At 60.6% G+C, this 24,487-nt stretch carries 25 protein-coding genes and 1 pseudogene; 10 read left to right on the plus strand and 16 right to left on the minus strand.

What is annotated here, in order from left to right; genetic code table 11:
* Positions 1-88: 88 nt before the first annotated feature.
* Positions 89-1,078 (minus strand): formylglycine-generating enzyme family protein, encoded by a 990-nt coding sequence (locus BLV09_RS09635; RefSeq protein WP_146687123.1) that lies wholly within the window; start codon positions 1,076-1,078, stop codon positions 89-91.
* A gap of 21 nt (positions 1,079-1,099) precedes the next feature.
* Positions 1,100-1,609 carry a hypothetical protein gene (locus BLV09_RS37150; RefSeq protein ID WP_433994388.1) on the minus strand — a complete coding sequence of 170 codons (510 nt, stop codon included), beginning with the start codon at positions 1,607-1,609 and terminating at the stop codon, positions 1,100-1,102.
* Between the two features lie 888 nt (positions 1,610-2,497).
* Between BLV09_RS37150 and BLV09_RS09645 the strand changes: the two genes are divergently transcribed.
* Entirely contained in the window at positions 2,498-4,231 is a 1,734-nt protein-coding gene (locus BLV09_RS09645; protein WP_146687124.1) for an ATP-binding protein, read from the plus strand.
* Between the two features lie 118 nt (positions 4,232-4,349).
* On the plus strand, positions 4,350-4,925 hold the full coding sequence (locus BLV09_RS09650) for a peroxidase-related enzyme (protein ID WP_146687125.1): 576 nt from the start codon (positions 4,350-4,352) through the stop codon (positions 4,923-4,925).
* 24 nt (positions 4,926-4,949) lie between these two features.
* On the opposite strand, the gene BLV09_RS09655 is transcribed toward BLV09_RS09650, so the two are convergent.
* Complete coding sequence (locus tag BLV09_RS09655) at positions 4,950-5,576, minus strand: ParB-like protein (RefSeq protein ID WP_146687126.1); 627 nt, start codon at positions 5,574-5,576, stop codon at positions 4,950-4,952.
* Between the two features lie 114 nt (positions 5,577-5,690).
* On the opposite strand from BLV09_RS09655, the gene BLV09_RS09660 reads away from it, so the two are divergent.
* From BLV09_RS09660 to BLV09_RS09690, 7 genes are all read left to right on the plus strand, one after another.
* Entirely contained in the window at positions 5,691-6,575 is an 885-nt protein-coding gene (locus BLV09_RS09660) for an ion channel (protein WP_100381231.1), read from the plus strand.
* A gap of 88 nt (positions 6,576-6,663) precedes the next feature.
* On the plus strand, positions 6,664-7,014 hold the full coding sequence (locus BLV09_RS09665; RefSeq protein ID WP_146687127.1) for a hypothetical protein: 351 nt from the start codon (positions 6,664-6,666) through the stop codon (positions 7,012-7,014).
* Between the two features lie 196 nt (positions 7,015-7,210).
* Positions 7,211-7,498 carry an acyl carrier protein gene (locus BLV09_RS09670; protein ID WP_100381229.1) on the plus strand — a complete coding sequence of 96 codons (288 nt, stop codon included), beginning with the start codon at positions 7,211-7,213 and terminating at the stop codon, positions 7,496-7,498.
* A 9-nt stretch (positions 7,499-7,507) separates the two neighbouring features.
* The gene (locus BLV09_RS09675; RefSeq protein WP_146687128.1) at positions 7,508-7,981 is read left to right on the plus strand and encodes a 3-hydroxyacyl-ACP dehydratase FabZ family protein; all 474 of its coding nucleotides are present in this window, start codon (positions 7,508-7,510) and stop codon (positions 7,979-7,981) included.
* The gene (locus tag BLV09_RS09680) at positions 7,974-9,182 is read left to right on the plus strand and encodes a beta-ketoacyl-ACP synthase (protein ID WP_146687129.1); all 1,209 of its coding nucleotides are present in this window, start codon (positions 7,974-7,976) and stop codon (positions 9,180-9,182) included. Before BLV09_RS09675 ends, BLV09_RS09680 begins: the two co-directional genes overlap by 8 nt.
* Positions 9,183-9,211: 29 nt before the next feature.
* Positions 9,212-10,489 carry a beta-ketoacyl-ACP synthase gene (locus BLV09_RS09685; RefSeq protein WP_146687130.1) on the plus strand — a complete coding sequence of 426 codons (1,278 nt, stop codon included), beginning with the start codon at positions 9,212-9,214 and terminating at the stop codon, positions 10,487-10,489.
* Between the two features lie 121 nt (positions 10,490-10,610).
* Positions 10,611-11,543: a lipid A biosynthesis lauroyl acyltransferase gene (locus BLV09_RS09690; protein ID WP_100381225.1), complete on the plus strand. Its 933-nt coding sequence runs from the start codon at positions 10,611-10,613 to the stop codon at positions 11,541-11,543.
* 49 nt (positions 11,544-11,592) lie between these two features.
* On the opposite strand, the gene BLV09_RS09695 is transcribed toward BLV09_RS09690, so the two are convergent.
* The 11 genes and pseudogenes from BLV09_RS09695 to BLV09_RS37155 all read right to left on the minus strand — a co-directional run bounded on the left by BLV09_RS09695 (position 11,593) and on the right by BLV09_RS37155 (position 21,806).
* A complete protein-coding gene (locus BLV09_RS09695; protein WP_146687131.1) occupies positions 11,593-12,705 on the minus strand; it encodes a polyamine ABC transporter substrate-binding protein in 1,113 nt (370 codons plus the stop codon).
* Between the two features lie 13 nt (positions 12,706-12,718).
* Entirely contained in the window at positions 12,719-13,882 is a 1,164-nt protein-coding gene (locus BLV09_RS09700; RefSeq protein ID WP_100381223.1) for an aminotransferase, read from the minus strand.
* A gap of 7 nt (positions 13,883-13,889) precedes the next feature.
* Positions 13,890-14,240: a rhodanese-like domain-containing protein gene (locus BLV09_RS09705; RefSeq protein ID WP_146687132.1), complete on the minus strand. Its 351-nt coding sequence runs from the start codon at positions 14,238-14,240 to the stop codon at positions 13,890-13,892.
* 108 nt (positions 14,241-14,348) lie between these two features.
* Positions 14,349-16,274, minus strand: coding sequence for a potassium transporter Kup (locus BLV09_RS09710; protein ID WP_100381221.1), 1,926 nt, complete (start codon positions 16,272-16,274; stop codon positions 14,349-14,351).
* 122 nt (positions 16,275-16,396) lie between these two features.
* Positions 16,397-18,295 (minus strand): potassium transporter Kup, encoded by a 1,899-nt coding sequence (locus tag BLV09_RS09715; protein ID WP_100381220.1) that lies wholly within the window; start codon positions 18,293-18,295, stop codon positions 16,397-16,399.
* A 159-nt stretch (positions 18,296-18,454) separates the two neighbouring features.
* A complete protein-coding gene (locus tag BLV09_RS09720; protein WP_100381219.1) occupies positions 18,455-19,285 on the minus strand; it encodes an OmpA/MotB family protein in 831 nt (276 codons plus the stop codon).
* 29 nt (positions 19,286-19,314) lie between these two features.
* A complete protein-coding gene (locus tag BLV09_RS09725; RefSeq protein ID WP_100381218.1) occupies positions 19,315-20,088 on the minus strand; it encodes a motility protein A in 774 nt (257 codons plus the stop codon).
* A 161-nt stretch (positions 20,089-20,249) separates the two neighbouring features.
* Positions 20,250-20,785 (minus strand): annotated as a pseudogene (locus BLV09_RS09730) (MFS transporter).
* 105 nt (positions 20,786-20,890) lie between these two features.
* Positions 20,891-21,229, minus strand: a complete 339-nt coding sequence (gene fdxA / locus BLV09_RS09735; RefSeq protein WP_146687133.1) for a ferredoxin FdxA — start codon at positions 21,227-21,229, stop codon at positions 20,891-20,893.
* Positions 21,226-21,639, minus strand: coding sequence for a group III truncated hemoglobin (locus tag BLV09_RS09740; RefSeq protein ID WP_146687134.1), 414 nt, complete (start codon positions 21,637-21,639; stop codon positions 21,226-21,228). The genes fdxA and BLV09_RS09740 overlap by 4 nt, the downstream gene beginning before the upstream one ends.
* On the minus strand, positions 21,636-21,806 hold the full coding sequence (locus BLV09_RS37155) for a hypothetical protein (RefSeq protein WP_167558671.1): 171 nt from the start codon (positions 21,804-21,806) through the stop codon (positions 21,636-21,638). Before BLV09_RS37155 ends, BLV09_RS09740 begins: the two co-directional genes overlap by 4 nt.
* A 109-nt stretch (positions 21,807-21,915) precedes the next feature.
* On the opposite strand from BLV09_RS37155, the gene BLV09_RS09745 reads away from it, so the two are divergent.
* Complete coding sequence (locus tag BLV09_RS09745; protein WP_146687135.1) at positions 21,916-22,368, plus strand: RrF2 family transcriptional regulator; 453 nt, start codon at positions 21,916-21,918, stop codon at positions 22,366-22,368.
* Between the two features lie 12 nt (positions 22,369-22,380).
* Here BLV09_RS09745 and BLV09_RS09750 read toward each other — a convergent pair whose 3' ends face one another.
* Both BLV09_RS09750 and BLV09_RS09755 read right to left on the minus strand, forming a co-directional pair.
* A complete protein-coding gene (locus tag BLV09_RS09750; protein WP_146687136.1) occupies positions 22,381-22,812 on the minus strand; it encodes a PAS domain-containing protein in 432 nt (143 codons plus the stop codon).
* Between the two features lie 81 nt (positions 22,813-22,893).
* On the minus strand, positions 22,894-24,414 hold the full coding sequence (locus tag BLV09_RS09755; protein ID WP_146687137.1) for an FAD-dependent oxidoreductase: 1,521 nt from the start codon (positions 24,412-24,414) through the stop codon (positions 22,894-22,896).
* Positions 24,415-24,487: the final 73 nt, after the last annotated feature.

The raw sequence follows: 24,487 nt of genomic DNA on the forward strand, positions 1-24,487 counted from the left end.
CGAGTTGCTTTGCGCTTTCTTTGACTTGTCCTTTGTCTTTAGTGTCGCCGGGCATTTGACGCTCCTTCTTCACTATGAGGACTGACAATTATTCCGCGGCCGGTGTCCTCCTCACGCATCGGAATCCGAGGTGACTGGTCGACGTATCGATGGCCTCCGCATGTCGCGCCGCCGGGCGATAGCGGCGGCAGTAGTTCGGCGCGCACAAATGCGAGCCGCCCTTGATCACCTTGCGTGGAATTTTGATGTTCGGCTGACAGGGATCGTAACTGCCCTCCTCGCGCCCGCCGCGCGGGTTCTCGGGAATGCAGCACGCCTTCGGCGCATCGGCCTCATGCTTCTGCGCGTACCAGTCTGTCGTCCACTCCCAGACATTGCCGATCATGTCGTGGAGGCCGTAGCCGTTGGCAGGGAAGGCGCTTACGGGTGACGTGCGCTCATATCCATCCTGGTTGAGATTCTGCAGCGGAAATTCGCCTTGCCAGGTGTTGGCCACATGCACGCCGCCGGGTGTGAATTCATCACCCCACGCGAATTCCGCGCCGTCGAGTCCGCCGCGCGCAGCAAATTCCCATTCAGCTTCGGTTGGAAGCTCCTTTCCCGCCCACCGCGCATAGGCCAGCGCATCGGAAAAGGAGACGTGCACCACCGGATGATTGTCTGATGTATTGATGCTGCTCTTGGGACCATAAGGATGGCGCCAGTCGGCCTCCTTCATGAATTGCCACCATTGGCTCCAGTCATGCAGATCGCGGGTCGCTCGTGGCGGCACGAACACGAGAGAGCCTGCATAGAGCATGTGCGGCAATGCACCGGGATAGTTGCGGGGGTCGGGAGGAATTTCCGCCGTCGTGACATGGCCGGTCGCCTTGACGAACTGCTTGAACTGACGGTTCGTGACCGGCGTCCGATCCAACCAGAAGCCATCGACCGTCACTTGATGGACCGGCGCCTCTTCCGGATAATGCTTGTCGGAGCCCATGCGGAACGTACCGCCGGGAATCCAGACCATGCCAGTGGTCCGGCTATCTTCCGATTGCCGATCGCCCCGCTTGATATCGGTCCGCAGCACCGTCATGACGCCAACTCCAGACATGCACTACTGCGGACAGGCGTCCCAAAATCCTTGCGTGCGGCTCGCGTCGGTGTAGTACCAGCAGTAACCGGCAACGGGTGGCGCGCCCGCCCACGCCGCCGCGGTCGCGGCCGTGACGAAGCCAATCGCGGCACCGGCGGCGATCGCACCGCCCGGCCTCCAGGTGTAACGCGCCGGACGTACCCAGCGGCCTGGACGCACGACACCCGCGCGTGCGACACCCGGACGGACAACGGCGCCCCGGCGCACCACGGTACGGCTCGCCGCGCCACCGCGCGGACCGACAACGGTGGTTCGGCGCGCCGCACCTCCGCGCCGCACGACGACCTCGGTGATCGGACGATCTTGCTTGAGTTGCTGTTGAAGAGAGCTCGCTTGGGAAACAAACGCCGACGCCGACGAAAACATCACGGTTAAGCTGGCCAAACTCAGGATGACCGCGCCGGTTATGCCGTAGAAGGTCTTCGGTGCGCAGCCAGTTTGACGAACGAAAGTCACCACTGCCGATTGCATTTCCAAGCCCTTTCTGTTTAGACGCCGCGTCGTTGATCCCAGCGGCGATTAGTCAGCACCTCTTCCCTGTTTAATTTCTGCCTTCGAACAAAGTCGTCCAGCCAACTCAGCGCGTCAACCCAAGATTGACCGAAAAGCGAATTTTAGGCTGGCGCAACGAACAGGTAGTGCGAACACAGAGGTTGTCCTCACCTCGTCGATGAAATGATGCGGCGGATTCATCAATCATTCCCATCCGGCACGCGCGGTTTTATCGGAGAGTTTAGCTAAATTATTTTGGATGTGTCGACGGCGATCGCCGCAAGGTAGCAGCCGCGTGCGCTTTGGTCGCACCCGAGAATTCGATTGTCGGCGCGTCAGGATCGCGTGGTCAGATCTGACTCCGATTTGCGGTCGCTCGCATTCTTTCAGCTGATGTCGACGCGATGCATGCAGTTTCACGACAGCTCTCGTTGTCGGCGATATGGTTCGGCCGCGCCGCAGGGAAGGCCTGCGAAAATGCAATCCTGTGTTGGCTGGCCTTCAGGCGGCCCGTTGGGCATCGCGCGGTATTGCCCTGACGATCTCGGCCTGACTTCGGTCACCCGCGCAGATTGGCCCCTGAACGGGCCGAAACGCGAATAACGCCCCTCCACGTTTGGTTAACCAAACGTTAAGCGGAACCACGCCGCCTGCATTAAGCGGGAAACGTTAAAAGCTGCGGTTTTTCAGCAATATTCAGCGACATGCACCGTCGGTACGTCTGACCGGGAGGAATCCTGGGCAAAGATGTCGCAGATTTTACGAAGCGGTCGCTTCGCCAGTTTAACCGTTTGTGCAGCCACGGGCTGCATAGTTCAGGGTAGCGCGCCCATCAGTGCGCATTCATAAACGGCGGGCTTAACTACTGTGACATCCTTCGGACGCGTGATTTCGGTGCGTGGATCCCTCGCCCGGGTCGGTCTTCTGGCGACAAACCGGATGGCCACCTCGGAAGTAAGGGCGACCGTCGGCCGCTTCATCAGCATCCGCTGCGCAAACTCGACCATCGTCGCCATGATCACGGAAGTATCGTGCGAGGATTTGAAGAATTCCGATGTTTATATCGCCAGCGCCTCGGTTGACTTGCTCGGCGAAATCCTCGGCGGACCAGATCGCCCCAAATTTCAGCGCGGCGTCACCAACTACCCGACGATTGGCGACGCCGTTGAACTGATCACCAATCAGGAACTGCGTACGGTTTATGCGCCGAGTGGATCGGATCAGATCAATGTCGGAACCTTGCAGCAGGACCCTTCCGTCATCGCCTATGTCGACATCGAGGAAATGCTCTCCAAGCACTTCGCGGTGCTTGGTTCAACCGGCGTCGGCAAATCGACCGGCGTATCGCTGCTGCTCAACGAGATTCTGAAGTCGCGGCCAAACCTGCGCATTTTCCTGCTCGACGTGCACAACGAGTATGGCCGCTGCTTCGGCGAGCGCTCGCTCGTTCTCAATCCACGCAACCTGAAACTGCCGTTCTGGCTGTTCAACTTTGAAGAGATCGTCGACGTATTATTCGGCGGCCGGCCCGGCGTTCCCGAAGAACTCGACATTCTCGCCGAAGTCATCCCGATGGCGAAGGGCCTCTATACCCAATACCAGAACGCCGACCGGCTTGGGCTGAAGCGTCTCGATCCCAAGATGGTCGGCTATACCGTCGACACGCCGGTGCCTTATCGGCTGGTCGATCTGATTTCGCTGATCGACGAACGCATGGGCAAGCTCGAGAACCGTTCGTCGCGCATCATCTATCACAAGCTGATTTCCCGCATTGAGACCGTGCGCAACGATCCGCGCTACGCGTTCATGTTCGACAACGCCAATGTCGGCGGCGACACCATGGCGGAAGTGATCAGCCATCTGTTCCGGCTGCCGGCCAATGGCAAACCGATGACCGTGATGCAGCTTGCAGGCTTTCCGGCCGAAGTCATCGATTCCGTGGTGTCGGTGCTGTGCCGCATGGCGTTCGATTTCGGGCTGTGGAGCGATGGCGTCTCGCCGCTTCTGTTCGTCTGCGAAGAAGCCCATCGCTATGCTTCCGCTGACCGCAACATCGGTTTCGGGCCGACGCGCAAGGCCGTTTCGCGGATCGCCAAGGAAGGCCGCAAATACGGCGTTTATCTCGGGCTGGTCACGCAGCGCCCGGCTGAGCTCGATGCCACCATCATTTCCCAGTGCAACACCCTCTTCGCCATGCGCCTTGCCAACGACCGCGATCAGGCGCTGTTGCGCTCGGCGGTCTCCGACGCCGCGGCCAATCTGCTGTCGTTCGTGCCTTCGCTCGGCACCCGCGAGGTGCTTGCCTTCGGCGAGGGTGTGGCACTGCCGACCCGGTTGCGCTTCAAGGAAGTGCCGGTGCATCAATTGCCGCGCAGCGAAGCCACCATTTCGACGGCTCCCTCGGTCGCCGCCGGCCACGATATGCATTTCGTCAGCGCCGTGCTCGAGCGCTGGCGCGGAGCAACCTCGCATCGCGACGTTCCCAACGACCCCGGCTTCAACGAACGGCCAGCCGTGCGCGCGGTGGAGGCGCCGATGCTGCAGCCATCGATGGGCCTCGATCCCGACCGCTTTTCGCTGCTGAAAAAGCCGCTGCGCTGAGAAGTTCAAAGCCGCGATTGCAGAGCGAGCGGACCGCTCAGGTCCGCTTTGCGGACGCGCCGCCATCGACTATGGTCCAGGCCCAGCCGCATCATGCGGTATGAGCCGGAACCTTCTCATGACGCACTCCGCCAAGCGTTTCCCTGTACCCGCGATCGACAAGCTGCCGGAGGATATCCGCACCCGCATCCTTGCCGTGCAGGAAAAATCCGGCTTCGTGCCCAACGTCTTTCTGACGCTCGCCTATCGCCCCGACGAGTTCCGCGCGTTCTTTGCCTATCATGATGCCCTGATGGAGAAGGACGGCGGCTTGACCAAGGCCGAGCGCGAGATGATCGTGGTGGCCACCAGCAGCGCCAACCAATGCCACTATTGCGTGATCGCGCATGGCGCGATCCTGCGCATCCGGGCGAAAAATCCGCAGATCGCCGATCAGATCGCCGTCAACTACCGCAAGGCGGATATCACGCCGCGCCAGCGCGCCATGCTCGACTTCGCCATGAAGGTCAGCGCAGAGGCGAACAAGATCTCCGAACAGGATTTTGCCGATGTCGCCAGTCACGGCTTCAGTGATGACGATGTTTGGGACATCGCCGCGATTTCGGCATTCTTTGCATTGTCGAACCGGATGGCCAACGTCACCGCCATGCGCCCGAACGACGAATTCTACATGATGGGCCGCTTGCCGAAATAACTCTCCCGTTTCGGATCCGCGGATCTAATCGTCCGACGCTGGTCCGCACCAGCCGGGCAGATAGATCGCGTCCTTGCTTTTCCCGAAAGCCATCGCCTTCTCGATCGCCTTTTCGAAATTGTCTTCCACGCCTTTGCGGGACATTTTCCGGCGCAGGAAATCCGCCCACAGGAATTCGCTGAACGGGGTGGTGTCCTTGGCAAAGCCGCCGACACGTCGCAATTCGCCGGCAAGGCTGCGGAAGGGGTCGTCCTTGAGGTCCTTTACCGATTTGGGAAGGTCGCGGAAATGCCGCCGCTCGCCCTTGGCGTCGTATGGATAGACCCATCTTTTGTTATCCATCACGCCCCAGAACGCATCACGCGCGACCACGGTAAGGTCGCCGATCACCGTGACAAGAATATCCTTCACGCCCTCCTCATGAAGCGCACGCGCCAGATGATGATGGTCGACCACATAGTAATTCTTGTCCGGTCCGAGAACGACCGGGATCATGTGTTTGCCCAGAAGCTCTCCCTGCTTTTTCTCTGATTTGTGCTCGCGCCAGCGCTTGCGCTTTTCCTTGACCTCTCTCATTCCGACGGTCATCTGGGTCGGACGCAGCGAGAGGATCGGTACCGGCTGCAGGATCGGTTCACGCGTATTCGCCATGGCTTGAATCCCTGTATTTGACTGGCAAAAAATCCTCTTAAATCGGTACGATTATGCCATGATGGCAACGTCGATCAAATGCCTTTAACCCATGGATGCATCCAGATTCTGAACATGTTCAAGAGCCAGAGCGAGCACAAATCGAGAGCGCGGGTGGTTCAATTTGGCCGCCATGAGATCGTTACGGAGGGTCTCAATCTGAGTTTTTGGGCCGACATCAGCCATCGCTGCATGACCGCTAGATGGCCTTCTTTCATCGGCGGCGCCGCGCTGGTGTTTATCGTCTTCAATGCGGCTTTCGCGGTGCTGTACTGGATCGGAGATCAGCCGATCGCAAACGTGCCCGGCGGCGCCTATATCGACTATCTCTATTTCAGCATCGAGACGCTTTCGACCGCCGGCTACGGCGACATGCATCCGCAGACCCATTACGGGCACTTTATTGCGGCGGTGGAGCTGTTCACGGGCATCTTCTCAATGTCACTGATGACCGGTCTGATCTTTGCCCGGTTCTCGCGGCCCAGTGCGCGGCTGCTGTTCGCGGACAACCCGGTGATTTCGAACCATGAAGGCAAGCTGACCTTGATGGTGCGTTTTGCCAATGAGCGTCACAACATCATCGGCAATGCGACTGCCAAATTGTGGTTGCTCAAGAACGTCGTCAGCGAGGAAGGAAGGTCGTTTCGAAGATTTTACGAACTGCCGCTGGTCCGCAACGAGCACCCCGCCCTCGCGCTGAGCTGGACGCTCTACCATGTTATCGATGAGCAGAGCCCGCTCTACGGACAGACGGCCGATGACCTCGATGCATCCGGCGTCTCGCTGATGCTGGTGGTGTCCGGGTATGATGTTGTTGCAGCGCAAACGGTCGACGCACGAAAGTCGTACGACCATCCCGACATTCTGTTCGGGCACAGCTATGCGGACATCCTCGGCACCCTGGAAGACGGCCGCCTCAGAATCGACTACGGCAGGTTCCACGACACTGTGCCGGTATAGGTTGCGGCATCGGTGTCATCGCAACATTTTCTGGGACACGCATGACGGTCGTGCTAAATAAGCTGCGGATGTCGCGGAGCTGGCACCAGTGAAGACCCAGCGGCCCATTGTGGCGGAGGAAGAAGAGCATCGCGTGCTCCAATTCCGGCCGCGTAACCCGGCCCTCGTACCGGGCTGGCGTAGAGATCTGAACGGATCGGCGCAGCGGGCAGATGCCCAGCCGGAGCCGAACGATCTTTCCCGCTATGAGCGTCCCCGCGAAGCGCCGGACGATTTTCGTCACCGCATGCTGGCCAACATCGCAGCCTTCGCATTTACCGTGGCATTGACGGCGATCGGAATATGGCTCGCCATGAGCATCGCCGATCTAAGGCGGACCCAGGATTGCGTGCTTTTGGGCCGGCGCGACTGCGTTCGCATTACCGCGCCATCCATTTAACGCCGGTAAGGCTGGGCGGGGCTTCACTCCCTTAAATCCATTCCGGCCGGGACCGCCCGTCCGCCTCCATTGAACTCAGGGCGGCGCTCCGTTATACGGGCAGTCGACTCCGGGCGGCGGATCGGGCATTCCGGGGCGCGATGCCCGCTCGCATGCCGTCGCCGAAAATTATCTCCAATATATCAAAGGCTTAGTGATGTCATCCACATTCGATCAAGTCGCCACGATTATCGCTGAAACCTGCGACATCCCGCGCGACACGATCACGCCGGAGAGCCATGCCATCGACGATCTGGGGATCGACAGCCTCGATTTTCTCGACATCGCGTTTGCCATCGACAAGGCGTTCGGGATCAAATTGCCGCTAGAAAAGTGGACCCAGGAGGTCAACGACGGCAAGGCCACCACCGAGCAGTATTTCGTCCTGAAAAACCTCTGCGCTCGCATCGACGAATTGGTTGCGGCCAAGACTGCGGGCGCCTAATCGCGCGCCATGCAGCTTGAATATTTCCAGCTCATCGACCGGATCGTCGACCTCAACATCGGCGAGCGGACCATTACGGTCGAGGCGCAGGTTCCACAGCACAACACCATCTTCGAGGGGCATTTCCCGGGCTATCCCATCATGCCCGGCGTATTGCTGATTGAATCGATGGCGCAAACCTCGGGTTGGCTATTGCTCGCACTGATGAAGTTCGAACGCATGCCGTTCCTGGCCGCGGTCAAGGAAGCCAAGATGCGCGGCTTCGTCTCCCCAGGCGAATTGCTGACGATCAATGCCAGCGTGGTTCACGAGGGCTCGGGTTATTCGATCACCGAAGCCAAGATCAGGGTCGGCAGCAAGTTGAGGAGCAACTCGACCCTCACCTTCAGCCACATCCCCTTCCCCAACCCGGATTTGCGCGGACACATGGATGCCGTGGCCAAGCGCGTCGGCTTTCCGCAACAGGCCATACCCCATGACTGAAACTGCATCTACGACGTCGGAACCGGCGGAAGTCTGGATCACCGGCATTGGCCTTGCCACCTCGCTCGGCGAAGGGCTGGACGCGAACTGGGACGCACTCAATCAGCGGCGCATCAATGTCGATGAGAAGGGCTTTGCGCCCTACATCGTTCATCCCTGGACGCAGGTGAGCCTCGACACGCAGATCCCCAAGAAAGGCGATCAGCGTCAGATGGAGGCCTGGCAGCGCATCGGAACCTATGCCGCCGGGCTCGCGCTGGATTCAGCCGGCGTCAAGGGCAACAAGGAAATCCTCGGACGGATGGACATGATCGTCGCCGCCGGCGGCGGCGAACGTGACCTCGCGGTCGATTCGGGCGTTCTTACGGCGGAAGCGAACGGCAATTCCGCGCCCGGCTTTCTCAACGAACGCCTGATGAGCGATCTGCGTCCAACCCTGTTCCTGGCGCAGCTTTCGAACCTTCTGGCCGGCAACATCGCTATCGTGCACGGCGTGTCCGGAACATCGCGCACCTTCATGGGCGAGGAAGTCGCGGGCGTTGATGCGGCGCGGATCGCGCTGGCGCGCATCGCCGCCGGCCAAAGCGACATCGCGCTGATCGGCGGCTCGCATAATGGCGAGCGCAAGGACCTTTTGGTGCTCTACGAATTTGGCGATTACAACCTCAAGGACAAATTCGAGCCGGTGTGGGCGCGCCAGCAGCAGCCAGGCTTCGCGCTTGGCTCGGCCGGAGCCTTCCTTGTCATCGAGTCCCGGGCGCATGCGGAAGCGCGCGGTGCAAAGCCCTATGCGCGCCTGACCAACGTCGTGGCCGATCTGTCGCATCGCAAACACCCCGGCGACGTCAAGACGACGCTTGAAAAGCTGTGGTCGAAGCTCGGCAAACTGGACGACGGCGGAGCCATCATCACCGGCGCGACGGGCGCCGAGCCTGCCACGTCGGAAGAACAGGCGTTCCTGACGGAGCATCCGGATTTTCCGGTGCGCGCGACCGGCACCATGTTCGGCCACACCATGGAAACCCAGTTTCCGCTGGGACTTGCTCTGGCAGCCCTGTCGATTTCGCGCGGCGCATTGTTTCCGCCGAACGATTCAGTTGGCGTAGAGATTGAAATGTCCAAGCCGCCTGCCCAGATTGTCGTCATCGGGGCCGGTCACTGGCGGGGCGAAGGCATGGCCCTGATCGAGGCGATCAAGTGAGCACAGCGGCCTAACCGGCGGGGGGAACCATGACAGCATCACGCGACAAATTCGGAAGGCCGATCGTCGTCGTCACCGGCATGGGTATTGTGACGTCGCTCGGTGCCGGCAAGGCCGATAACTGGGCGAAGCTGACCGCGGGCGAATCCGGCATCCGGACCATCACGCGCTTTCCGATCGACGGTTTGAAGACCACGATGGCCGGAGCAGTCGATTTCGTCACGGTCGATCCGTTCTCGTCGACCGAACTCTCCGAGCGCCTTGCCGAAATGGCTGCTGAGGAAGCGCTTGAGCAGTCGGGCATCGGCCGCAAGGGCGATTTCCCGGGACCGCTGTTTCTGGCCGTTGCGCCGGTTGAGGTCGAGTGGCCGCAACGGCGGGAATTGGGGCGCGCCGTCGGGCAGCAGGAAATAAACTATGACGATCTGCTCCGCGTCAGCGGCGGTGGAAAGTACACCCCCTATCATCGCCGATTCATGTTCGGTTCGGTGGCGACTTATCTCGCCGAGACTTTCGGCACCAAGGGATCGCCGATTTCACTGTCGACCGCCTGTGCGTCGGGTGCGACGTCGATCCAGCTCGGCGTCGAGGCGATCCGTCGCGGCGAAACTGACGCCGCGTTGTGCGTGGCAACCGATGGTTCGGTCAACCCGGAAGCGCTGGTCCGGTTTTCTCTTTTATCCGCGCTGTCCACCCAGAATAATCCGCCGCAGGCTGCGTCAAAACCGTTCTCGAAAAACCGCGATGGGTTCGTCATGGCGGAAGGCGCCGGCGCGCTGGTGCTCGAGAGCTATGATGCCGCTGTGGCGCGCGGCGCGCCTATCCTTGGCGTGCTGGCCGGCTGCGGCGAACTCACTGACTCCTTTCATCGCACCCGATCCAGCCCCGATGGCAAGCCGATCATTGGCTGCGTGCGGAAGGCATTGGCGGACGCCGGTATGGTGCCGGAGCAGATCGATCACATCAATGCGCACGGCACCGCGACACCGGAAAACGACAAGATGGAGTATCTGGGGATTTCGGCGGTGTTCGGCGAGCACGCCAAGCAAATCCCGGTGTCATCGAACAAGTCGATGGTCGGCCACACCATCTCGGCGGCGGGCGCCGTCGAGGCGGTGTTTTCGCTGCTGACACTTGAACACCAGCGGATTCCGCCGACGATCAACTATGAAACGCCCGATCCGGCAATTCTGTTCGATGTCGTCGGCAACAAGGCGCGCGACGCGCGCGTCACCGCCGTGATGTCGAATTCATTCGGCTTCGGCGGCCAGAACGCCTCGCTGATCCTGACGCGTGAACCGATCTGACCGGCGCAGCCTTCCCGATGCCGGCGATTGATGTCATTGCACGAGGCGGCGATGCGCATGCCAGCGTGTTGAAGCGCGCGGTCAGCCTGAATCTATCCGGCAAAGTCAGCGTTGGTTTCTGATGCATCCCCTGCTCCGCCGCACCAAGGCCCGTATCCGCGAGGCCACCAAGCCGCTCGGCGAAGCCGCGGTGGGTGCATTGACCATCGGCATGCTGCGGGCCACGCGTTATTTCGATCCGACCAAGACGGCTAACCTGTTCGGCCGCGTTACCCGCCTGATCGGCCCTGCACTGCGCGAGCAGCGCATCGGCCGCGCCAATCTGACGGCCGCCTTCCCGGAAAAATCGCCCGAGGAGATCGAGGCCATCCTGGCGGGCGTCTGGGATAATCTCGGCCGCGTCGGCGCCGAATTCGCCCATCTCGATCACATCTGGGACCATGATGAGGCGCATCCCGAGCTTGGCCGCATCGAAATTCCGCCACGCACGCACGAGCTGTTCCATCAGTTGCGGCTCGACGGCAAGCCGGCGCTGATTTTTGCCAGTCACCTCGGCAACTGGGAAATGCCGGCGCTGGCCGCCGTGGCGCACGGACTCGATGCCGCGATTCTGTTTCGCCGGCCCAATATCCCCTCCGCCGATCGCATCATCCAGGAGATGCGCTCGGTGAAGATGGGAACCTTGATTCCGGCCGGTCGTGACGCGCCGTTCAGGCTCGCGGAAGCCCTGCAAAAAGGTCAGCACGTCGCCATGCTGGTCGACCAATATTTGACCGGTGGCGTCGAGGTGACTTTCTTCGGGCGCAAGACCAGAGCCAATCCGATGCTGGCCCGGCTGCTGCGGCAGGTGGAGTGCCCGATCCACGGCGTCCGGATTATCCGCCTGCCCGGTCACCGCTTTCGTGCCGAACTATCCGAGGAAGTACAACCGGTACGCGACGCTTCGGGGAAGATCGATATTCAGGGCACGACGCAGGCGGTCACTTCGGTGGTCGAAGGCTGGATCCGCGAATATCCGGACCAGTGGTTGTGGCTGCATCGCCGCTGGCGGTAGTGGTTACACTTACGGTTTTTCGTTGCGTCCTTGCGAGGAGCCAAGGGAGCTACCGCCCGGTCTTCACCCTGGTCCAGAGCCGATTGATGATACGCTGGGTCGCCGGATCGCGTGCGGTGATGACGAACAGCTTCTTCAGCGTCGCCTCATCCGGATAGATGTTCTTGTCGTTCAGAATTTTGGGATCGATCAGTTTCTGGCTCGCCAAATTGCCATTGGCGTAGGACAGGAAATCGGAATTCCTGGCCGCAATGTCGGGCCGATAGAGATAGTTGATCAGCTCATAGGCCTCCGCGACATTCTTTGCGTCGGCCGGGATCGCCAGATTGTCGAAAAACATCTGCGCGCCTTCTTTCGGGATCGCATAACCGATCTCGACATCGCTGTTGGCTTCAGCGGCGCGGCTGCGCGCCTGCATGATATCGCCGGACCAGCCCACCACCAGGCAGATCTCGCCGGTGGCCAGCGCACTCAGATATTCCGACGAATGAAACTTGCGGACGTAAGGCCTGATCTTGAGGACGAGATCGGCGGCCTTCTCCAGGTCTGCCTGCTTGGTCGAATTGGGATCGAGCCCGAGATAGCCCAGCGCAGCCGGAAAAATATCGTCGGCGGAATCCAGCATATGGACGCCGCAGTCTTTGAACTTCGCCAGATTCTCCGGCTTGAAAATGATGTCCCAGCTGTCGATCCTGGCGTCGGGACCGAGAATTTTCTGCACGGCCTTGACGTTGTAGCCGATGCCTGTGGTGCCCCACATATAATTGGCGGCATAGGTGTTGCCGGGATCATAGGTGGCAAGCCGTTCCGTCACCACCGGCCAGGCATTGGTCAGGTTCGGCAGCTTCGATTTGTCGAGCTTCTGAAAGACATGCGCCGTGATCTGGCGCTGCAGGAAATAAGCGGTGGGTACGACGAGGTCATAGCCCGATTTTCCCGCCAGCAACCTTGTTTCCAGGGTCTCGTTGGCGTCGAACGTATCGTAGACGACCTTGATGCCGGTTTCCTTGGTGAAATCCTCAAGCACCCCCGGCGCCATGTAGTTCGACCAGTTGTAGAAGTTGACGGTGCGCTCCTGCGCCCTCGCGGGCAACGCGAGCACCGCCAGCGTCGCGGCTACAGCGGCAACAAGCCGAAAGTGAGCGTTGCTCCAGCGGCGCATCGTCGTCTACCTCTTACCGGCGGTGGATGGCATCCGACAAACGCTCCAGCGCGGTGTCGAGCGTGGCATCCTTCTTGGCAAAGCAAAACCGCACCACCGAGGTCACGGCATCCTGTTCATAAAAAGCAGATACCGGGATCGCCGCAACCTTGTAATCGGTGACGATGCGCTTGCAGAAGGCTTCATCGGTCTCGTTGAGACCAAGCGGCGACAAATCGACGGTGAGGAAGTAAGTGCCCTGCGACCGCAGCACCGGAAAGCCGAGGCTCTCCAGCCCCTTGGTGAGACGGTCGCGGCTGCGCGCCAGATCCTTGCGCATGTCGTGGAAATATTCCGCCGGCTTGCCGAGCCCGTAGGCGACCGCGGCCTGCAGGTTTGGCGCGGTCGTGAAGGTGAGAAACTGGTGCACCTTCGCGGCCACGCGCAACAGCGGCGGGGCGGCACAGACAAAACCGATTTTCCATCCCGTCAGCGAGAAAATCTTGCCCGCGGAGCCTACCTTGATGGTGCGATCGCGCATGCCCGGAATCGTAATCAGCGGAATGTGCTCGCGGCCGTCAAAGATCACGTGCTCCCAGACCTCGTCGCAGATCGCGATCGCATCGAACTCCTGGCAAAACCGGGCCAGCAGTTCGAGGTCCTCGCGCGGATAAACCACCGCGGCGGGATTGAGCGGATTGTTGAAGAGAACTGCCTTGGTCTTGTGGTTGAAAGCACTTCGCAGCATCTCCTCGGAGAGCCGCCAATGCGGCGGTTCGAGGCGCAGCAGCCGCGGGATACCGCCGGCCTGACGGATGATCGGGAGATAGGAATCATATACCGGCTGGAAGACGATCACCTCGTCACCGGGTTCGACGACGGCAAGGATCGCCGACGTCAGCGCTTCGGTGCCGCCCGACGTCACCATCACCTCGGTCATCGGATCGAGGGTGAGCTGGTGCCAGCGCCCGTAATGCGCGGCGATCGCCTGCCGCAGTTCGGGAATGCCCATCATCGATGGATACTGGTTGTAGCCGTCCATCACCGCATCCGACGCAGCGCGGCGAATGTCCTCCGGACCGGGATCATCCGGGAAACCCTGACCGAGATTGATGGCGTTGTTGTCGCGCGCGAGCTGCGACATGGCCTCGAAGATCGTGACGGGAAGGTCGGCAAAGACCTTGTTCATGGACGTCATGGAACGATCAGCCGCCGGTGTTGGTCGGCAACCCAGCCGCCTTCCAGCCCAATATGCCCCCCGCAAGATGCTTGTCGTAAGGCAGGCCCGCGGCCTGCGCCGCCAGCGACGCCGTCACCGAGCGTTTGCCGGAGCGGCAGGCGAAAACCACCTGCTTGCCTTGCGGATCAGGAATATTTTTCGGCTCGAAGCTCGAAAGCGGAACAACCACGCCGCCCGGATAGGCTTCCGCAGCAACTTCATTCGGCTCGCGAACGTCGACCAGCAGATAGCGTCCTTCCGCCATGCCCTTCGATACGTCGTCCGGCGTTAAATCGTGCACCTGATGATCCGCCACGTAATCCTCCCAACGATCCATTTCTGACGGGCGAATTGGCAGTGCCGACGGCCCGTATTTCGGTAGCCAAAGTCGCCTCTCGCGCAGCGAAAATCAAGCGCCGTGAAAGGTTTAAGACGCGACTTAAATCTATACGGTGACCTGTGTTCCCACCTCGACCACCCGGCCGGTCGGAATCTGGAAATAATCGGTCGCGTCATTGGCGGTGCGGCTCAGCGCAATGAAAAGATGATCCTGCCAGCGCGGCATTCCCGAATGCGCCGCGGGCTTCAGCGCGCGCCGCGACAGGAAGAACGAGGTCGACATGATGTCGAAATGCCAGCCGAGTTTACGGGCGATCGCCAGTGTTTTCGGGACGTTGGGCGATTCCATAAATCCAAATCGCAATGTCACCCGGGAGAAGGTCGCGCTGATCTCCTCCAGCCGCACCCGCTCGGAAGGATCGATCCGCGGCGTCGGCGCAGTCTCGATGGTGAGAATGACGTTCTTCTCATGCAGCACCTTGTAGTGCTTCAGACTATGCATCAAGGCGGTCGGTGCGCTGACGGGATCGCTGGTCAGGAATACCGCGGTGCCGGAAACCCGCTGCGGCGGCCGCTTCTCCAGCATGGCCACCAGATCAGCCAGCGGAAATTCCAGCTTGCGCGATTTCTCGAACAGCAACCGGCTGCCTCGCCGCCAGGTGTACATCAGCAAGATCACGACGGAGCCCAGAGCCAGCGGCACCCAACCGCCTTCGAACACTTTCAAAAGATTCGCCGCCAGAAAAGTGAGATCGAGGAACAGGAATGGCGCAATCAGCGCCGCGGCCGCGAAGGGCGACCATCTCCAGACTCGCCATATCACGACAAAACCCATCATCGCCGTCACCACCATCGTGCCGGTCACGGAAATGCCGTAGGCCGACGCCAACGCGCTTGACGAGCGGAACATCAGGACCAGCAGCGTCACGGCGACGAGCAGCAGCATGTTGACGCGCGGAATATAGATCTGGCCGGAATGGGATTCCGAGGTGTGGCGGATTTCAAACCGCGGCAACAGCCCGAGCTGAATGGCCTGACGGGTCAGCGAATAGGCGCCGGTAATCACTGCCTGGCTTGCGATCACCGTCGCCACGGTGGCGAGGGAGACCATCGGCAACAACGCCCAATCCGGAAACATCAGGAAGAACGGGTTTTCGACGGCATGCGGATTGGCAATCAACAATGCGCCCTGCCCGAGATAATTCAGCGCCAGCGACGGCAATACAATGAACAGCCAGGCGGTCTGGATCGGACGTTTACCGAAATGCCCGAGGTCGGCATAAAGCGCCTCGGCGCCGGTGACCGCGAGAAACACCGCGCCCAGCGTCACGAACCCGATGATGCCGTGATGGAGCATGAATGAGACGGCGTGCAGCGGATTGAGCGCAAAGAGCACCTCGGGATGCCGCATGATCGGAGTAATCGCCGCGATCGCAATGACGGCGAACCAGACCGTCATGATCGGCCCGAAGAATGCGGCAACGCGCGCCGTGCCGCGCGACTGAACCGCAAACAGTGCGAACAGGATAACCACGGTGAGCGGCACGACATAGGGATCGAACGCCGCGGTGACGAGCTTGATGCCTTCGATCGCGGAAAGCACCGAGAGCGCCGGCGTGATCACCGCGTCGCCGTAGAACAGAGCGCCGCTGATGATGCCCAGCAGCACGATCGTGCTGGCGCCGTGACTGACCGCACGTTGCGCCAACGCCATCAGTGCCAGCGTTCCGCCCTCGCCATGATTGTCCGCGCGCAACAGGATCAGCACATATTTTAGCGTCACCACGACGATCAACGCCCACAGGATCAACGACAGCACGCCGAGCACGGCCTGCGGGTTGACGGCGTTGGCGCCGCCGCTGGCGGCGATGACGGCCTCACGCAGCGCATACAGCGGGCTGGTGCCGATGTCGCCATAGACCACGCCGATGCTGCCAAGCATCAGCGCTTTGAATCCGGCGGTGGAATGCGTGTCGCCACGACCATTTGCCGCCGACGTTTCCGCGGCGGGGGCTACAACATCAGTCGTCATGAGAATGGGGGCCTCAAAAATGCTTCACTGCACAATAGCAAAGCGACGCGGCTTATAGCCCTGCGCTTAGAGCATGGCCTACCCTGATTCCGGGTTCATGTCATGCAAAAATGCATAGGTTGTTAGATAGTGACCTGCGTTCCGACTTCAACCACCCGGCCGGTCGGAATCTGGAAGTAGTCCGTAGCATCGTTCGCCGAGCGGCTCAATGCAATGAACAGGTGATCCTGCCATTGCGGCATCCCGGATTGCGCCGACGGCTTCAGCGAGCGCCGCGATACGAAGAACGATGTCGCCATGATGTCGAATTGCCAGCCGAGTTTTCGGGCAATCACCAGCGCCTTCGGCACGTTCGGCGACTCCATGAAACCGAAGCGCAGCCGGACGGTCGCAAATTTATCGCTGATCGTTTCCATGCGGACGCGATCGACCGGATCGACGCGCGGGGTTTGCGCGGTTTCGATCGTCAGGATCACATTGTGTTCGTGAAGCACCTTGTTGTGCTTGAGATTGTGCAGCAAGGCGGTGGGAACGAAATTGGGATCGCTGGTCAGAAAAACCGCGGTGCCTTTTACGATGTGAGGCGGCCGCTTTTCGAGGCTGGTGATCAACTCCCGGAGCGGAACTTCCGTGCGCCGGGTCTTGGCGATCAGGATCGCGGTGCCCCGGCGCCAGGTCCAGATCGTGATCGCCATGGTGAGACCGAACAACAGCGGCACCCAGGCGCCTTCGAACAGCTTCAGGAGATTTGCGCTGAAAAACGTGGTGTCAACAACGACAAATGGAATAATCAACGCCGCGGCGGTAGCCGCGCGCCAATTCCACAGCTTCCATATCACGACGAAACCCATGATGCCGTCGGCGACCATGGTTGTGGAAACGGCGATGCCATAGGCGGAAGCCAGTCCGCTCGACGTGCGGAATAACAGCACCAGCAGCAGCACACCGGTCAGCAACAGCGTGTTGACGCGCGGCAGATAGATCTGCCCGGCATGCGTCTCGGAGGTGTAGCGGACCTCAAAGCGCGGTAGCAGACCGAGCTGCACGGCCTGGCGGGTCAGCGAATACGCCCCCGTAATCACCGCCTGGCTCGCAATGACGGTTGCGAGAGTCGCCAGCACCACCAGCGGCAACAGCAATATTTCCGGCACCATCCGATAGAACGAGTTCTCGATCGCCGCGGGATGCGAAAGCACCAGCGCCCCCTGACCGAAATAGTTGATCAGGAGCGACGGCAGCACGAAATAGAGCCAGCCGGCCTGGATTGGCTTGCGTCCGAAATGACCCAGATCCGCGTAGAGCGCCTCGCCGCCCGTCACCGCGAGAAATACCGCTCCCAGCGTCACCATTCCAACCGTGCCGTGCGACAGCAGGAACTGGATTCCGTACCAGGGATTGATCGCGGCCAGCACGGAGGGATCGTCGCTGATATGAACGAGGCCCATCGCCGCGAGAGTACTGAACCAGACAATCATGACCGGCCCAAATGCCGATGCGACGCGAGCCGTCCCGCTGCTCTGAACCGAGAACAGCACGACCAGGATGAAGACCGTCAGCGGCACCACGTAATGTTCCAGCGCCGGCGTCGCGAGCTTGAGACCTTCGACGGCGGAAAGCACCGAAATGGCCGGCGTGATCATGGAATCGCCGATAAACATCGAGGCGCCGATGACCCCCAGCACCAGCAAGGGCCAGCTTCGCCGTCCGATCGCGCGCTGACCGAGCGCCATCAGCGACAACGTGCCGCCCTCGCCGTTATTATCGGCGCGCAACAGCAGCAGGACGTATTTGGCGGTGACGACGATAAAGAGCGCCCACAGGATCAGCGACAGAACCCCGAGCACGATGACCCGGGTGATCGGCTGGCCTTGCGCGGCACCGGCGACGGCCTCGCGAAACGCATAAAGTGGCGAGGTTCCGATGTCGCCAAAGACCACGCCGATGCTTCCGAGCGTCAAAGCCCAAAAGCCCGCCGTGACCGGCCCCTCCCGGGCTTCGGTGGATGTGACGCTGAGAACCATTGCGCTGGAAAAACGCTCTATCGGTGGGTTTGATCCCGCTCGGCTATCGACGCTTCCGGAAAGCCTGTCAACCGATCAACCGTCGCATGGCTGACCATGCCGGACCTGCCGGTCCGTCAGTTACCCTCGCAACCGAGATGGTAATATCGTAGCGCCGAATTATGGCTTCAGGTCAGGCGGCAGCGCCGGGTCCTCGCGCATCAGCGTAATGGTGACGCGGCGGTTCGCAGATAGCGACGGGTCGTCGGGGAACAGCGGCTGGGTGTCTGCTTTTCCCGACACCGCATAGATATGGGCCGGCGGCAGTCCTTCGCGTTCGAGAATCTGGCGGACCGCGTTGGCGCGATCGGCCGACAGATCGAACGCGCCGTAGTCGCTTTGCGTCGGCACGAAACCGGCTGCGGTGTGGCCGACGATCGAGATGCGCAGCGGCGTCGCCTTGAGCGGAGCGGCGAGTTTTTCGATCAGCCGGCGCGTGCGGTCGTAGGGCACCTTGGATCCGTCGGCGAACATCGAACGGCCATCCTGATCGACGATCTCCAGATTGAGGCCTTCCTTGGTCTCCTCAAACATGATGTGTTTTGATATCTCGGTCAGTTCCGGCATATCCTGCAATGCCTGTCGCAGCGATGCCGAGGCCAGCGCGAACTCGCGGTCCATCTTGAGACGGGCGCCATTGGCGTGCTGGTCCTCATGGTCATCCGGGGTCGGCGTGTTGGACGCGTCCTCCGGCTGGATATGTGCGGCGTTCTTGAGCTTCGGTTTCGTCGGCAGTCCGTCGGATTCGATGATGCCGGAATAGCGTTTGTCGGTTTGCACGCCGAAAGCATCCCGCATCGAACCGGCGACGATCTTGAGCTTGTTGTTGTCCATGGTGGAAAACGCGACGAGCATCACGAAGAAGCTCATCATCAGACCCATGAGGTCGGCGAAGGTCACGAACCAGCCGTGCCCTCCTCCATGCGCGTCGCCACGTTTCTTCTTGGCCATTGCGGTTTTTCCGGATCTGGATCGGCTGACTACGCCGGAACCGGTTCACCCTCTTCATGGCGGTGTTTTTCCGGCAGGTAGGCCAGCAACATTTCCCTGACCAGCGCCGGGCTTTTGGAATCCCGGATCATCAGAATGCCGTCGATGATCAGCGTCCGGTTGGTCTCCTCGTCGAGCAGCTTGCCATGCAGCTTGTCGGCAATCGGCAGACAGAACAGGTTGGCGACCAGCGCGCCGTACAGCGTTGCGAGCAATGCGGTCGCCATGAACGGGCCGAGCTTCGAGGGGTCGGTCATGTTGGCGAACATCTGCACCATGCCGATCAGCGTGCCGATCATACCGAACGCCGGCGCGCAGTCACCCACGGCGCGGTAGATCTTGCTGCCTTCATCGAGGTGCATCAGAAAGTTGTCGCGGTCGCGCTCGAGATTGTCGCGGATGAATTCGAGATCGTAACCGTCGGCGACATACCGGATCCCCTTGGCAAGGAAGGGTTCATTGGTTTCGACCTTTTCCAGGCCGACCGGTCCCTGTTTGCGCGCGATCTCGGCGATGCGGGCCAATTCGTCGACCAGATCATGCGCAGCCAGCCGGCTCATCGTGAAGGCGAATTTTGCGCCGAGTGGCAAGCCATGCATCAGGGCGCTGAGCGGAAACCGGATCATGGTAGCGGCAATCGAGCCACCGAAGATGATGATCACGGCATGTTCGGAAACGAACATGTGCAGATCGCCGCCCATGAGCACCATCGTGGTCACGACAAGGATGCCGGACACGAGCCCAACGCTCGTCATGATATCCATGGGAAACTCCAACGCGTACGCGAACGCCCGGCCATCCTGGACGGAGGTGCGGTCCACCCTGAACCGCCCGAGCGAACCCTAGGTGGACGCAATTAAAGACGCGTTACCGAATTTGGTAGGCATAACAGTTGGTTAATAAAAAGCTAGAAACCCGGTCGCCTTTAACCGCATCCACCCTGCGGGGCGCCGACCCAGAAACTGCCATTGACGATCAGGTCGATACGGCCGCGATATTTTGCCGGAATGAGTTCGTCGATGGCGGAATTGACGGCGGCATATTCACCGCCAATTCCCATGCCGGTGAGCATCCGGAAAAACGCAAAGCTCCAAAACTCCAGGCGCAGGCACTCAAAAGGACGCCCGCGAGATAAACGATCAGGGTCGCATAAAACACCAACCGTCGTCCAAAACGGTCAGTCACCCAACCCGAAACCAGCGCGCCGGTAACAGCCCCGATGACGTAGAACGAAGCGATCGCCCCCAGATTTGCGCTCGACAGATGAAGCGTCAGGGGATTTTGCAGCGCCGGCCCGAGCGCACCGACAATGGTCACCTCGAGCCCGTCCAAGATCCAGGTCACGCCGAGGCCGACGACAATGAGAAGATGAAAGCGGCTCCAGGGCAGCCGGTCCAGCCGCGCGGGAACATCTGTTTTCACCGCCGCATTGCTCGGCGAAGATATTTCGGCGGCAGACATTAAGACACGCAAGCTCCCTGCTCCTCGGCAGAGCTAACCTGCGCTTCATGAAGTGGTTCCCGAGAACTCTCCGCTTCGCCGCGCGATCACGCGCGGCAGACTGAATTAGTCGCCTTGTCCCGGCTCGGCCGAGAAATACTGCTCGAGCTTGTTGGCAACCCCATCGAAAGCCTTGGCATCCGCAGGCGCCTCGCGCTTGCTGGTGATATTCGGCCAAACCTCGGCGTATTGCGCATTCAGCTTGATCCAGCTTTCAAGGCCCGGCTGCGTATCAGGAAGAATGGCCTCGGCAGGGCATTCCGGCTCGCATACGCCGCAATCGATGCATTCGTCCGGGTTGATGACGAGCATGTTGTCGCCTTCGTAGAAGCAATCGACCGGACACACTTCCACGCAGTCCATATATTTGCATTTGATGCAATTGTCGGTGACGACGAAAGTCATCGCGCCTGCTCCGGCGGCCACGAACGATCCGGCCGATAGAATAATGCGAGCTTCAAACTCTCGGCGATCCGGACGGCCTTGCCACGAAACGCCTCGCTGCTGCCGGCATCGAACAGTTCGTCGCAGGTTTCGTTGAAAAGTGCGAGCCAGCGTTCAAACAAGGATGGCTGCATATCCGGGATTGCCAGATGCTTGACCACCGGATTGCCCTTGTAGCGACCGGTCGTGAGCATCACCGACGACCAGAAGGCGTACATCTTGGTCAAATGCGGCTGCCAGTCACCGGGAATGGCCCGCAAAAAGATCGGCGCCAGTATAGGGTCGCGGCGAACCCTTTCGTAAAAGGAATCGACGAGCAGGCGAATGCTTTCCTCGGAAACATGATCAAGCTTTGCGGTCGAGGAGATCATATCGCGAGCACCACCACGAAAACGCCAAGTATCGTCCAGAACAACGAGTTGATCAGCATGCGGACCAGATCCTGGTGTCTGGAAAGGCCGAAGATTCGGCACGCGAGAGTCCCGGGCAGCAAGAATGGCCACGCGACGGCATCGCCGATCGAAGCAGTCCTCCTCATCGATCTCTCCTATAAGATATATACACCATACATCTTATAGGTCGACGCTTGCCGTAAAGCAATATCCATTATACATCTTTTACACCAAACGCTGCCCAGGGAGATACACGTGCGCCTGACCGTCTACACCGATTATGCGTTGCGCGTGCTGATGTACCTCGCCTTGAAGAAAGACCAGCTGGCGACGATCGCGGAGATCGCCGAAAGCTACGACATTTCCAAGAACCATCTGATGAAGGTAGCCCATCAATTGGGTGTTGCAGGCTATGTCGAAACCGTTCGCGGCAGAGGCGGCGGGCTGCGCCTTGCAAAACCGATCAAGGCCATCGGGCTTGGCGAAGTGGTGCGCCACACCGAGCCGGATATGGCGATCGTCTCCTGCTTCGAGCCTGTCAATGCATCGTGTGCCATTCAACCATGCTGCGTGCTGAAGCGCGCATTGAAGAAAGCAAGCGACGCTTTTGTCGAAGTGCTTGACGATTACACATTGGGCGATCTGGTCGAGCCGCGGAGCCGGCTTTCCGACCTGCTGGGTATCACCCACGGCAATGCGCTTTCGTAGCTCCGGCCAGGCCTATTTGCCTCGACTTACCTCCGAGAGCTGACGCTTCAACGCTCGCACTTCCTCGAAGCGCTTGGTGACGTCACGAAGGATTGCGACCGTTCCGGTCGGGCGGCCCTGTTTGTCTTTCAGCATCGCGATCGTGAACTCGACCGAGACGCGCTGGCCGCTCTTGGTCAGCGCCGGCACCGACAAAAGATCGCCGTGGCCATAACGGCTTTCTCCGGTCTGCATGACGCGATTGTATCCGCTCCAGTGCCGGGCGCGAAGATTCTCGGGAATGATGAGATCGAGCGAGCGTCCGATGGCTTCGTCAGCCGCGAAGCCGAAAATCCGTACCGCGCCGGGATTCCAGAAATCAATGATACCGGCGTGATCGGTGGCGATGACGGCATCCGATGCCGTCGTCAGGATCGCGTCAATGAGCCCGTCAGGAACGATCATGATATCCTTGGCCAGTGAGAGAGTGAGCGCGGAAATAGCTGTTTCGACCGATGATCTGAAGAATTCCGGCGATGATGCCGGTCAGCGCATCGTCCCCTGCTCCATCGCAAGCTCAGCCTGAAGGCTTGCGAGGTCGCGATAGATCGAGGCAACGGCGAGCACGCGGCCTCTGCTCTTGTAGCGCAGCAGGCAGTCCTTTGCCGCGATATCGCCGTCGATCACGATATCGTCCCATTGTTCGGCGTGACCGACATAGTTGATCGGCACGTCGTAGTGCTGGCTCCAGAAAAACGGCACCGCATCGAACGGCTCTCGCTGCCCCAGCATGTTGCGCGCGGCAGTCTGGCCCTGGCGCTCCGCCACCACCCAATGCTCGACCCGGATGTTCTCGCGGGAATGCGGATCGGGCCAGCGCGCGATATCGCCCGCGGCGAAGATTCCCGGAACGCTGGTTTCGAGGAATTCGTCCACCGCAACACCGCGATCGAGCTTAAGACCCGCCTGCTCGGCCAAGGCGAGGCGCGGGCGTACACCCACGCCGACAACGACCAGGTCTGCCTCCAGCGTGCCGCCGCTCTTGAGCGTGGCGCGCTTGCCGTCGATCGCGGCCACGGTATCCCCGAGGTGGAAGACGACGCCGTGCTCCTGATGCAGTCCGCGCAGGAAATCGCCCATTTGGGGCCCCAGCACCCGCTCCATCGGCCGCTGCTCGGGCGCAACGACGTGAACCTCGATATCACGTGCACGCAACGCAGCCGCGGCTTCCAGGCCGATGAAACTCGCGCCGATCACGATCGCGCGCCGGGCGCCATTCGCAGAGTCGATGATGCCGTTGCAATCCGCCAGGGAACGCAGCGTATGGACGTGCGGTTGATCGGCACCTGGGATCGGTAGCCGCACCGGTTCGGCGCCGGTCGCCAGCAGCAGGCGATCATAGGAAACGTCGCCGCCGGCGATCGTGACCTTCCGCGCCTTGACGTCGATCGCGGTGACATTGCTGTTGAGCCGAAGATCGATGCCGGCCTCCGTATAGAAGCTGTCCGGACGCAGCGGCAGCCAATCCTCCGGCGCGCTGCCGGCGAGATAGTCCTTCGACAGATTCGGCCGATCGACCGGCGCCGCGCCGTCGTTGCTCAGCATGACGATATCGCCGCCGAACCTCTCGCGTCTCAGCATTTCCGCCGCGGCGAACCCCGCCGCACCGCCACCGATGATCACAATCCTGTCGGGTGCTGCAGTCGGCCCCTTCCCGCTTGGCTCCGGCTGCTCGCGTTTCCGCCTGACATGGATGCGCCCGCCTTCGTGCTCAACCTGCCAGACCGCGAGGGGCGTCAACGCGGGCGCACGTGTCGCCTCCCCGGTTCGCAGATCGAAGCAGGCATGATGCCAGGGACAGCGGACGGTATGTCCGACCACGAGCCCCTCCGCGAGCGGCCCGTGATAATGACTGCACTGGGCGTCGATCGCGAAAATCTCGCCTTCCGAACGCACCAGCAGGACTTCCTGGTCTCCGACGTGGCCAAGCAAGGTCTCGCCCGTGAAATCACCTGCCGCAACGCCGTGGGAGAGATCCGGCCCGGCGGGCGTCTGTTCCTCAGCCATGTCCACTCCCTGCTTCGTTGCACCACGATCGAACGAAAACTGTTCAAACCGTTAGATGATCCGCGGGCGCATT

It is taken from the genome of Bradyrhizobium canariense, from assembly GCF_900105125.1.
GTDB lineage: Bacteria > Pseudomonadota > Alphaproteobacteria > Rhizobiales > Xanthobacteraceae > Bradyrhizobium > Bradyrhizobium canariense_A.